Raw genomic sequence first — 12349 nt, 5'->3', positions numbered from 1 at the left:
CCTAACAGCGCGCGATTATCCAGCAGGATGCGTTACAACGCATCAGGCTGGATCAACTATTTATCGTACAAAACACCTTGTTTCGCGCAACCAAGGCCGTTTTTTCCTTCATATTTGTAACAGAAAAGTCACAGGGCCATCATTGACCAGGTGCACCTGCATGTCAGCACCGAACCGGCCGCTTGCCACATCTGCATGCTGGCCCTGGGCTTGCTGCAAAAGATAGTCGAACAATTCGGCACCGAGCGCTGGCGGCGCAGCCGTCGAAAAGCTCGGACGCATGCCGCTGCGGGTGTCCGCAGCCAAGGTGAACTGGGACACCAGCAGCAATCCACCGCCCACATCCTTGAGGGATAGGTTCATCTTGCCCTGCTCATCGCTGAAAACGCGGTAGTTGAGCAACTTGTGCAACAGCTTATCGGCCTGTTCACGGGTATCTTCAGGCTCTACCGCCACCAGCACCAACAAGCCTTGGTCGATGGCGCCGACAATTTCACCCGCCACCTCTACCCGCGCGCCGCGCACACGCTGCAGCAGCCCCTTCATGCTTCTTCCAGCGGCAAATCGAGCAGGCGACGGGCCATCTGATCGGCTGCCCGTACCAGCGCATCGGTGATCCCCGGCTCGGACGCCGCATGGCCCGCGTCGCGGATCACCTTCAGCTCACTGTTGGGCCATGCCTGGTGCAACGCCCAGGCGTTATCCAGCGGGCAGATCACATCATAGCGGCCATGCACGATCACGGCCGGCAGGTGGGCGATCTTGGGCATGTCGCGGATCAATTGGTCGGGTGCAAGGAACGCGTTGTTCATGAAGTAGTGGCATTCGATGCGGGCGATGGACAAGGCCCGCTGCGGCTCGGAGAAGCGGTCGATCACCAGCGGATTGGGGCGCAGGGTGGCAGTGCGGCCCTCCCAGGTGGACCAGGCCTTGGCGGCATGCATCTGGGCGATCTGATCGTTGCCGGTCAGGCGCTTGTGGAATGCCTTGACCAGGTCATTACGCTCATCCGGCGGAATCGGCGCGATGTAGTCCTGCCAGTAATCGGGGAACAGGCGGCTGGCGCCCTCCTGATAGAACCACTCGATCTCTTGCGGGCGGCACAGGAAGATGCCGCGCAGGATCAGGCCGTGAACCCGCTCGGGGTGGGTCTGGGCATAGGCCAGGGCCAGGGTAGAGCCCCAGGAGCCGCCGAACAGCACCCACTTGTCGATGCCCAGGTGCTCGCGAATGCGCTCCAGATCCTCGACCAGGTGCCAGGTGGTGTTGTTCTCCAGGCTTGCGTGCGGGGTGGAACGGCCACAACCGCGCTGATCGAACGTGATGATGCGGTACAGGTTGGGGTCGAAATAGCAACGGCTCTGGGCATCGCAACCCGCGCCCGGGCCACCGTGGATGAACACCACCGGCAGACCTTCAGGCGAGCCGCTTTCATCGACATACAGCACATGCGGCGCTTCCACGGCCAGATCGTGCCGGGCGTAGGGTTTGATCTGCGGGTAGAGGGTCTGCATTGCGCACTCCGTGTGAGGATTTAGTCTGCCGTTGGGCATCATAAACCTGAATTGCGCTTTGAGCATGTGTCAGAAGACATCTCCCCCCCGCACAAGCCTGCCATGCCTCTGCCGCTGCGCTGACACCACGCCAGATTTATCTACCCCACCGAGGCTTGGCCACTCTCCATAGTCCTTTGCCCCGTTTCCCGCAATGGACCTCAGCATGCCTAGCCCGACCGGCAAGACCCTCACCTCGCCAGGTACCCCGTACGCCACCATCGAACAAAAAATCCCTGCCTGGCTGAAAACAGCTTCCCCCGACACCCTGCACCCAATGCGCAACTGGAAGCAGGCCCCCACCTGGCTGGCCACGGCCATCCTGCAAATGCCGGACATCGCCAAAGCCTGGCGTGACGAGCATGCGCGCCACCGCGACCACGCGGCACAGGTGCGCAGGCTGTTTGAAGCGCTTCCCGACCTGCAATCCTGGGCCAGACAGCAACTGACAGACGCAATCACCGAGCGGTTTGGCCTGACTGTCGATGTGGATAACTGCTACTTGGTGGATGCACGCCTTATCGACATGGCCAATGCCATCGACAGCCGTCAGGCCATCGACCGCGCCACCCGCTCCCTGCTGCACTGCGCCCTGCAGAACTTCGATGCTGCAGCCGCCGTCGAGGGTGGGATGGATGCCGATGGCGGGCCACTGAAGAAATCCGTCATTCTCGATCACCGACGTTTCATGGGTACGGTGCCCATCACCAACACCCTGGACATCGCCGCGGAGGGGTTTGCAGACTTGTGCCGTGAGCTGGACCTGGGCCGCAAATACCACGACAGGCTTCACGCCATCTACTATCCCGAAGCCACAGCACAGCTGAGCGCCGATGAAGCTGCGCTGAACGTGTATCAAGCTTTGGGCCGCGCCGAAGTATCGGCATTCAGGCAATCCCTACATTTCGCCCGGCTCAAGGGCGACATCAGCGAGGTCCTGTACACCACCGCCCTTGTCACCCCCCTCGACAAGCTGCCGGCTGAACCTGAAAGACCGGCGATCGCTTTCAGCCTGCTCACACTTTGGGAAACCGAACTCACCGGCATCGCGCTCATCACCTTGCGAACATCGGCTCAAGAAACCGTGGCGCTGTACATACCAGATGACAGCGAGACACCGCTGAAGGAATTCGCCTCCCTGGAAGCCCTGAAGGCCGATCTGAGCAGTCGGCTAAGGGCGAACATCGCTTACCTGGACAGGCATGTTGCCGACCGCGACAAAGCCTCGGTGATCGCCCGCCTCAAGGACCGCCTGACCCCCATCGGCTGGAGCATCCGCGGCCTGCATGAGCGGGTGCCGGATCCGCATGCAACGCTGTACCCGGTCGCACAGCCTTTCCGTCATGCATTTCAGGGTGTCATGGCCTTCCAGAAAGCCGAGCGCCACGAAAAGGATGTGCTTTTCCACGCTGTACCCACAGAGATCGTCGACCGACGTGCCGCCCACGCCCACCGACAGTTGATTGCCGGGCGAGTGCTGACGGGCTTGAACATCGCAGGCTTTTTCGTTCCGGGCCTGGGCGAGGCCATGATGGCTGTATGTCTGACACAGCTGGCCTGTGAGGTCTATGAAGGAATCGAAGCGTGGAAAAACGACGAACGCGATGCGGCCTACGGGTATCTGGTCGATGTTGTCGAGAACGTGGCGCTCATGGTGGCGCTCTCTGCCGCAGCCAAGGCTTTGAAGAACGAAGGGCAAGACGCTGCAGGCGCACCGGCAGAGGAACACGAGGTGGAGCGTATTCCCGTGGAAACGCCCTCCTTTATCGAAGAGCTGGAAAATGTCGAATTGCCTAATGGCGAGGCTCGCCTATGGAAGCCCGACCTGACGCCGTACCGCAGCCCCCAGATGCTGCCCGCAAACCTGGAACCCGATGAACATGGCCTGCTTCACTATCAAGGCAAGCGCTGGCTTGTCTTGCAGGGGAACCAGTACATCGTCAGGCCAGCCGCGGCAACTGACGAGTACCGCCTCGTGCACCCGTCCAGGCCTGTGGCACATGAGCCAGCGCTTCGCCATAACGGCGCCGGCGCCTGGCTGTTGCCGCTGGAGCACCCTCTGCAATGGTCAAGAACGACCCTGGTGCAACGCATGGGCCTTGCGAGCCGGCAATTCTCAGAAGAAACAGCCTTGCAGATACTGCGTGTCTGCGACGTACATGAAGACGTTCTGCGCCATGCCCTGACAGAGAACCTGAGGCTGCCTGGCCTGCTTGAGGACACTCTGGCCCGCTTCAGGCTGGACCAGGCCGTCCGTCGGTTGCCTGACAGGCACCAATGGCCCGCTGAACTCGAACGTGTCTACGCGCGCATGCCAGCGAGCCAGGCTACCGGCGCGGCAGTCATTCAGCGGGTCTATCCGAACTTGCCCGCAGCAATCACCGAAGAGTTGTTGCGCAACGCCGCCAGCGACGAACTTGCGGCACTGAGCGCCGGCAAGCTGCCTGTGCGCCTGACTGAAGAGATACGCATCTTCCAACAACAGGTACGCCTCGCCAGGGCCTACGAAGGGCTATTCCTGAGCAGCGTTCGTAGCGGCGACACTGATCGGCTGATCATGCACTCACTCGAACTGCTGCCTGGCTGGCCAAGTGAGACCAGGCTCGAGCTTCGCCAGCACCGTTTCTGGCCTGCTCATCGTGAAAACGTGGGGCCAACGGATGCGCGGTATGTCAGGGTAATTACCAGCGCTGAAGCAGGGTATATCGTCCATGCCGAGACAGGGGCGCAAAACCCGGTCACCGTACATGGCGATCTGTGTACGGCTATATATTCAGCGCTGCCCCAGGCGATGACCCGAATGGGCATTGTAAACGGGGCTGAATTGCGTCTGCAGTTGCAGGAAGGCCCACTGTTGCCACGTGCCTCACTCAGGCAGGTGCTGGGCATGCAACCTGTGCGGCCGGGTTACCGCTCCCCCATGCGGCTCGCTGACGGGCGCATTGGGTATCCGTTGAGCGGCGGTCTGCCGGCGGCACCAGGTATCAGCCGCCATATCTTGCTCGATGCCGTCAACGCAACAGGGCTCACCGAACATACACCCAGGTCGGCGGATCAGATTCTGATGATCATCGCCCGCAATGGCCGCAACCCGCAGCAAGTGTTTGGACGGCTGCAGCAACTGGTGGATCAACGCATGGAGATGCAAAGCCGGCTGGACGACTGGAACGAGGGCATGTCGCCAGAGTCCGATCGGGCAGCGCAGCGATACAACGCCCTGCGGCAAGCCATCATGCAGCACTGGTACGACACGGCATTGATCGATGGTGACAGCCACACCAGTGAGTTGAGCCTGGAGCACGTGCCTCTGGCCGATATCCCCATGACCCTGCCGGGGTTCTTCACCTCAAATATTCGCAGGTTGCGGCTTTACGACCTGCCATCAGGCACCCTCGCCGGTTGGGCGCAGAACGAACGCTTGCTGCAACGTCTGCTCAGGCAGGTACCGCAACTCGAATCTCTGGAGATCAGCCGGGCCTACGACCCCACCGCTACACCGTCCTCTTTCATTTTCAGCATCCCTACGATCACCGAGCACTTGCTTGGGCTGCGAGCGCTGAGCTTCATCAACCAGAACGTCGCACTCACCTCCAATGACTTGAGCCAACTGGCCCAGATGCCTCAGCTCAGGTATCTGGACCTGAGCGGTAATCGCTTCGCCCAGCGCGACAGCCCCAGTTTCCATGAACTTTCTCTGGACTACCTCGGCCTGAACACCATGCAACTGCATCAATGGCCTATCGGGCTGGGCAGCGACGCACTGGAGCGAATTGCTCACCTTTCGCTGCGTAACAACAATCTCCGGTCGCTCCCCTCGTTCCTGTTTACCGAAGCAGAAGCTATCCAACGTCCATCGAGTCTTTCGCTGGAGGGCAACGACATCAACGAAAGCCATCTGCAGCGCCTGCTACTGAGCGAGAGCCGGATGACTGTTCAGGTCAATGTGGATCATCCCCCTGAACTGACCCAACGACTTGAGCGAATCCAGAATGAGCGGCAGCAACTGCGCGAGGCGATCGAAGGCTGGGCGCAAGCCTCAAGCTCCAATGCTCCTCTGACCCAAGCGGTGCTTGAGGACAGGCAACGCATCGAAGTGGCGATCACCGAGTTCTGGTCCAGGCAGGAGCAGGGTTTGCAATACCTTCGGCTGCAACTTGAAGATGTGGCACTGGAGCACTTCCCGCGGCGGCTGCCGAGCTTCTTCGGCGAACGCGTGACCGCCTTGACGCTGACACGCGTCAGCGGCTCAACCGCTCAGCTCAACGAATTGCTGGGGCGCTTCCCCAATATCTCCCGGCTAACCCTCGAAGCGCACGTAGCGCCAATGCCATCGCTGCCATCGGCCTTGGTACGGTTGCAGCGGCTCGCGCATCTGGAATTTCGAAACATGGGCCTGGAAATCGACCAGGCCATGATCGAAGCCTTCGGGCGTTTACCGCAACTTTCGTCGCTGGATCTGTCGGGTAACCAGATCGGTGCCATTACCCAGATACCAGCAAACCTCTCATCGAACCTGACATCACTGAGCCTGACCAACATGAACCTGCACGCCTGGCCAGCCTGGTGCGATGCCCTGCTGCCATTGGAGTTGCTGGATTTGAGCTCCAACCATATCTCGGAGCTGCCCAACCATATTCTGGAAAACATCCACAACCCGATGCCGATCTCCTCGATCTCGATGTTCGACAACCCTCTGTCAGAAGATACGATCCAACGGGTGCGCACGTTTTCCGACAGCCAGCACAGCCTCTCCTTCGCCCTCGACATCCCCGACAACCTTGTCCTGCCCGAATCTTCTGATGAGGGTTCACTACTCGATCATCCTCACTTCCCAGTGCCCTACGCCGGCGACGACTCACCAAGACTGGAGGATTGGGCGCTTGGCAACGAAGCGCAGAACGAAGCCCTGCGAGACTGCTGGCAAAGGCTGCAGACGCTCGAAAGTGGTCATAACCTGTTGGCCCTCGCTGGCCGCTTGCGCAATGCGGCGCCCTACCTCGACCCTACCTCGCAAGCCGCATTCTGCGAGCGCGTGCGCATGATGCTGGTGATTGCGGCAACCCATGAGCATGAGCTGCCAACCATGAGCAGCATCGCCGCGGCAGCCCTGCCCGACCCGGTCACCGGCTCGCAGACCTGCCACGATGGCGCGCTTCAGGAGTTCAACAATATCGAGCTTTACCTGATGTCGAACCGCATCCTCACTGACGCGGGCGACTCCTTGCCGGCCTTTTATCGGCGCCTGCTTCAACTGTACCGGATCGGTCAGCTGGAACTGCTGGCCAACAGCCGGACAGGTCAGGGTGACCGGGTCTCGGTACGCCTGGCTTACCGCCGGGAGCTGGCCCGCGAGCTGGACCTGCCGATTGCCGACAGTATGCGTTTTCGCGGCGCGGCCATGCTGGCGCCGGGTGAAATTTCCAGTGTTCTGGAACGCATCCGGGAAAAGGAAAACAGTGATGCGTTCATCCAGTACATGCTGGCGAACGATGACTGGACCCGCCGATTGCGCGCTGAATACCCCGGCCAGTTTGCCGAGATAGAACAACGCTTTGGCGAGCACGTGCTCGAACTGGCTGCGCTCGACCTGCCGCTGACGGAGGAGCTGGTATTGCAGCAGAACCTGCAAAACGACAAAGACCACCAAGAGCTGGAGCTGCTTCAGGAACTGACCCGTATGCAGGGTCGGCACGAATGATCACACCCTGAAACGAACTGCGAAGGCCTTCCCAACCGGCCAGGCCTTCGCCAGTCACTGTGCATAGTGCTCCCGCCCCCACGCCAACATGGCCGTCAAAAGCTGGTGCAGGACGACTTGCGTCGATTGCGCCAAATCTTCGCGATATTCGAACGGTATGCTCTCTTCCATGTAGGTACTTTGCGCCAGCTCCAGTTGCACGGCATGGACATGTCCGCCAGGGTCGCCATAATGCCGGGTGATGTGCCCCCCCTTGAAGCGGCCATTGAGCACATGGCTATAGCCTTGCGCTTGTGCACATGCGCTTTGCAACCGTTCGACCAGTGCCGGAGCACAACTGGCACCATTGAAGGTGCCCAGATTGAAGTCTGGCAACCTGCCTTCGAACAGGTGGGGGATGAAAGAGCGGATCGAGTGGGCATCCCATAGGAGTGCATAGCCGAACTCGCTGCGCAAGCGTGCCAGCTCGTGCTCGATAAGCTGGTGATACGGCCGCCAGATTCGCTCGAGATAAACCTTACGCTCATCGGCAGAAGGCTCGCAGCCTTCCTTGAACAGCGGCTGCCCTTCGAACAACACCGACGGATACAGGCCCGTGGTAGCTCCTGCATACAACGGCTTGTCGTCATCCGGACGGTTGAGGTCGATGACGAAGCGCGAATACTCTGCCGCCACCACACTGGCCCCCAGCTCACGGGCGAAATCGTACAGGCGCGGGATATGCCAGTCGGTGTCGGGCAGGCTTCGCGCTTGGTCGACCAAACCGTCGCGCACGGCAGGGGTCAACTTGAGCCCCGCGTGGGGCATGCTGATCAGCAGGGGCAAACGGCCCTGGTGGAAACTCAGTACCTTGTCCATCTCGCCTCGCTCAGTGGGATATTTCATGGCCTTTGCGCACCACGCGCTTGGGCAGGTCGCCGCCCAGCCAGTAGGCCAGGTCGGCGGGGCGCTCGATCTGCCAAGCGACAAAGTCCGCCACCTTGCCGACTTCCAGCGAACCATGGGTGTCGCCCATGCCCAGTGCCGTGGCGGCATGGATGGTAACTCCAGCCAGGGCTTCTTCCGGCGTCATGCGAAACAGCGTGCACCCCATGTTCAGCATCAGCCGCAGCGACAGACCTGGTGATGTGCCGGGGTTGAGGTCGCTGGCAAGAGCAATCCTCACGCCGTGGCGGCGCAAGGCTTCCATTGGAGGCAGTTGGGTTTCACGCAGGAAGTAGAACGCGCCCGGCAGCAGCACTGCGACAGTGCCTGCCTCGCCCATGGCCATTGCATCTTCCTCGGTCATGAATTCCAGGTGGTCGGCCGACAGCGCCTGGTAGCGCGCTGCCAGGCTGGAGCCGTGCAGCGATGAGAGCTGCTCGGCGTGCAGCTTGACCGGAAGGCCCAGCTCGCGCGCCCTGACGAACACCTGCTCGACCTGCGCCGGGGAAAACGCCAGGTGCTCGCAGAAGGCGTCCACGGCGTCCACCAGCCCCTCGGCGGCCAGCGCGGGCAGCATCTGGTTGCAGATGTGCGCAATGTAGTCGTCGGCGCGACCGGCGTATTCCGGCGGCAGTGCATGGGCAGCCAGGCAAGTGGCGCGCACGGCAAGGGGCAATTCATCGGCCAGGCGCCGGGCCACACGCAGCATCTTGCGCTCGTTGGCCAGGTCCAGGCCGTAGCCGGACTTGATTTCGATTGTGGTTACACCATCGCGCATCAGCGCCTGTACCCGCTGGCGGGCACTGGCGAACAGCTCATCCTCGCTGGCCGCGCGGGTGGCCCGCACGGTACTGGCGATGCCCCCGCCTTGCGCAGCGATTTCGGCATAACTCACACCCTGCAGGCGCTGCTCGAACTCGCCACTGCGGTTGCCACCGAACACGGCGTGGGTGTGGCAGTCGATCAGGCCGGGGGTGACCCAGGCATTGCCCAGGTCAACCGTACGTTGCGCCTCGACCGGCCGCATTTCGCTACGTGGGCCGAGCCACTCGATCACGCCGCCGCTGGTAACGATCGCTGCGTCCTCGATGATCGAGTAACGGCCGTCCACCATGGTTGCCACATGGCAGTGCTGCCAGAGGGTTCTCATATGCAATCTCCTGAACTAGCGATGCAGCTCGGCCGCTGCCTGGGCCACCTCGCCCTGCCCTGCCCGCGGTTTGCACCACAACAGGTAGGACGCAACCAGAAACACCACCCAGATCACGCCGACAAGCAACGCTGCCTGTGTATCGGGGAAGTAACCGAGCACGCCAAAGATGAACACCATGAACGCAATGGCCATGGCCGGGCCGTAGGGCCAGAACGGTACCGGGAACTTGAGCCGGGCCGCTTCCTCGCGGCTCATGCTGCGGCGCATGGCAACCTGGGTAACCAGGATCATCAACCACACCCACACGGTGGCAAACGTGGCGATGGAGGCGATCAGCAGAAACACGTTCTCGGGGATCAGGTAGTTGAGCACCACGCCAATCAACAGCGCAGCCCCCATCACCACTACCGTCATCCACGGCACTCCGTGCCTGGACAGCTGGCTGAAGGCGCGCGGCGCATGGCCTTGCTGGGCGAGGCCGTACATCATGCGGCCAGCACCGAAGATGTCACTGTTGATGGCAGAAACCGCAGCGGAAATCACCACGACGTTGAGCACTGCCGCCGCCGACCCGATCCCCAGGTTGCTGAATATCTGCACGAACGGGCTACCTTCGCTGCCGATCTGCGGCCACGGGTAAAGGCACATCAGCACAAACAGGGTCAGCACGTAGAACAGCAGGATACGCAACGGCACGGCATTGATGGCCTTGGGGATGACCCGTTGCGGGTCCTTGGCCTCACCCGCAGTGACGCCGATGATTTCGATGCCGCCGAAGGCGAACATGACCACCGCGAAGGAGGCGATCAAGCCGCCGACGCCATTGGGCATGAAGCCGCCGTGCTCGACCAGGTTGCTCAAACCAACCGCATGCCCGGTGCCAACCTGGCTGAAGCCGAAGGCCATGATACCGAGGCCGGCGAGGATCATCGCGACGATGGCACCGACCTTGAGCAGCGACAGCCAGAACTCCATCTCGCCGAACACCTTGACGTTGCACAGGTTCAGGCCGCCTATCAGGAAGACGATGCCTAGCACCCAGATCCAGCGGGCCACTTCAGGAAACCAGAAACCCATGTAGATGCCAAAGGCCGTGACGTCGGCGATGGCGACGATGACCATCTCGAATGCGTAAGTCCAGCCAAGGATAAAACCGGCCATTGGGCCGAGGTAGGTCGTGGCGTAATGGCCGAAGGAGCCGGCGACGGGGTTGTGCACGGCCATCTCGCCGAGGGCGCGCATGACCATGAACACGGCTGCGCCGCCAATCAGGTAAGCCAGCAGTACGGCCGGCCCGGCCATCTGGATGGCAGAGGCGGAACCATAGAAAAGCCCGGTACCGATTGCGGAACCGAGCGCCATGAAACGGATATGTCGGGCCGATAGCCCACGCTTGAGACCTTGAGCTTGTTGCATGTCACGTCCTGATCTTGTTTTTGTGGTCGTGAGATCGAATGGGCCGCATGGCGGCCCCAAGGGCATCACAGGCTCGGCAGAACCCCAGCCGGCAGCAGGCCGGTCAGGCTGCCCTTGGCCAAAAGCTCGACGGCCTTTTCGATATCCGGCGCAAAGAAGCGGTCACGGTCGTAGTGCGGCACCTCGCTGCGCAGCGCCTGGCGCGCCTGCTCCAGTTTGACCGAGGTCTTCAGCCCCTTGCGCAGGTCCAACCCCTGGCAGGCGCCCAACCATTCGATGGCCAGCACGCCGCGGGTGTTCTCGGCCATTTCCCACAAACGCTTGCCTGCAGCCGGGGCCATCGACACGTGGTCTTCCTGGTTGGCCGAGGTAGGCAGGCTGTCGACGCTGTGGGGGTGCGACAGGGCCTTGTTCTCGCTGGCCAAGGCTGCAGCCGTGACCTGGGCGATCATGAAGCCGGAGTTGACCCCACCGTTTTCCACCAGGAACGGCGGCAGCTGGGACATGTGTTTGTCCATCATCAGTGAAATTCGGCGCTCGCTCAGCGAGCCGATTTCGGCGATGGCCAGGGCCAGATTGTCAGCGGCCATGGCTACAGGCTCTGCGTGGAAGTTGCCACCCGAGATCACATCGCCCTCGGCAGCGAACACCAACGGGTTGTCCGACACCGCGTTAGCCTCGATACCGAGGACCTCGGCGGCCTGGCGCAACTGAGTCAGGCAGGCACCCATGACCTGCGGCTGACAGCGCAGCGAGTACGGGTCCTGAACCTTGTCGCAGTTCTTGTGCGATTGCGAGATTTCGCTGGAGTCACCCAGCAGGTCACGGAAACAGGCCGCAGTATCGATCTGGCCCCGCTGCCCGCGCACGGCATGCACCCGTGCATCGAACGGCGAACGCGAGCCCAGTGCTGCTTCGACAGTCAGGCCACCGCAGGTAATGGCGGCGGCGTAAAGGTCTTCGGCGTAGAACAGACCGCGCAAGGCGTAGGCCGAAGACGCCTGGGTGCCATTGAGCAGGGCCAGGCCCTCTTTGGCGGCCAGGGTCAGCGGCTCCAGGCCAGCGACGGCCAAGGCCTCAGTAGCCGAGAGCCACTGGCCCTTGTAACGTGCCTTGCCTTCACCGAGCAGCACCAGCGACATGTGCGCCAGCGGTGCCAGGTCGCCGGAGGCGCCGACCGAGCCTTTGAGCGGTATATGCGGATAGACCTCAGCGTTGACCAGGGCGATCAGCGCATCGATCACCTTGCGCCGGATGCCGGAGAAACCTCGGCTGAGGCTGTTGATCTTGAGCACCATGATCAGCCGCACCAGGGCGTCGTCCAGCGGCGCTCCGATACCGGCGGCGTGGGACAGCACCAGCGAGCGCTGCAGGTTTTCCAGGTCATGGCTGGCAATACGGGTGGAAGCCAGCAGGCCGAAGCCGGTGTTGATACCGTAGGCGGTGCGGTCTTCGGCAAGGATCTGTTCGACGCAGGCAACGCTGTCGTTGATCGGCTGATCGGCGCTGGCGTCCAGGCGCAGGCGCACGGGTGCGGCGTGGATTGCGCGCAGCTGGGCCAGGGTCAGGGTGCCAGGCTTGAGGGTCAGTTCGGTCACTTCGCTA

At 61.7% G+C, this 12349-nt stretch carries 7 protein-coding genes and 1 pseudogene; 2 read left to right on the top strand and 6 right to left on the bottom strand.

Features of this window, described 5'->3' with window-relative positions; genetic code table 11:
* Positions 1-108: 108 nt before the first annotated feature.
* Together dtd and pip are read right to left on the bottom strand one after the other, a co-directional pair.
* Positions 109-546, bottom strand: coding sequence for a D-aminoacyl-tRNA deacylase (gene dtd, locus JET17_RS02190; protein ID WP_012312380.1), 438 nt, complete (start codon positions 544-546; stop codon positions 109-111).
* The gene (gene pip / locus JET17_RS02185; RefSeq protein ID WP_012312379.1) at positions 543-1514 is read right to left on the bottom strand and encodes a prolyl aminopeptidase; all 972 of its coding nucleotides are present in this window, start codon (positions 1512-1514) and stop codon (positions 543-545) included. Before pip ends, dtd begins: the two co-directional genes overlap by 4 nt.
* Positions 1515-1707: 193 nt before the next feature.
* On the opposite strand from pip, the pseudogene JET17_RS27650 reads away from it, so the two are divergent.
* Positions 1708-2751: pseudogene (locus JET17_RS27650) on the top strand (dermonecrotic toxin domain-containing protein); the annotation flags it as partial.
* Positions 2752-5877: 3126 nt separating this feature from the next.
* A complete protein-coding gene (locus JET17_RS27645) occupies positions 5878-7251 on the top strand; it encodes an NEL-type E3 ubiquitin ligase domain-containing protein (RefSeq protein WP_420094564.1) in 1374 nt (457 codons plus the stop codon).
* A 54-nt stretch (positions 7252-7305) separates the two neighbouring features.
* Here JET17_RS27645 and hutG read toward each other — a convergent pair whose 3' ends face one another.
* From hutG to hutH, 4 genes are all read right to left on the bottom strand, one after another.
* Positions 7306-8109 carry an N-formylglutamate deformylase gene (gene hutG, locus JET17_RS02175; protein ID WP_012312377.1) on the bottom strand — a complete coding sequence of 268 codons (804 nt, stop codon included), beginning with the start codon at positions 8107-8109 and terminating at the stop codon, positions 7306-7308.
* Positions 8110-8119: 10 nt separating this feature from the next.
* Complete coding sequence (gene hutI / locus JET17_RS02170; protein ID WP_012312376.1) at positions 8120-9325, bottom strand: imidazolonepropionase; 1206 nt, start codon at positions 9323-9325, stop codon at positions 8120-8122.
* 15 nt (positions 9326-9340) lie between these two features.
* A complete protein-coding gene (locus JET17_RS02165) occupies positions 9341-10744 on the bottom strand; it encodes an amino acid permease (RefSeq protein WP_012312375.1) in 1404 nt (467 codons plus the stop codon).
* A gap of 65 nt (positions 10745-10809) precedes the next feature.
* Positions 10810-12342 (bottom strand): histidine ammonia-lyase, encoded by a 1533-nt coding sequence (hutH, locus tag JET17_RS02160; RefSeq protein ID WP_012312374.1) that lies wholly within the window; start codon positions 12340-12342, stop codon positions 10810-10812.
* Positions 12343-12349: the final 7 nt, after the last annotated feature.

Source organism: Pseudomonas putida, from assembly GCF_016406145.1.
Taxonomy (GTDB): domain Bacteria; phylum Pseudomonadota; class Gammaproteobacteria; order Pseudomonadales; family Pseudomonadaceae; genus Aquipseudomonas; species Aquipseudomonas putida_E.
Note: the sequence above shows the minus strand (reverse complement) of the source record. Positions and strands in the feature narration are given on the sequence as shown.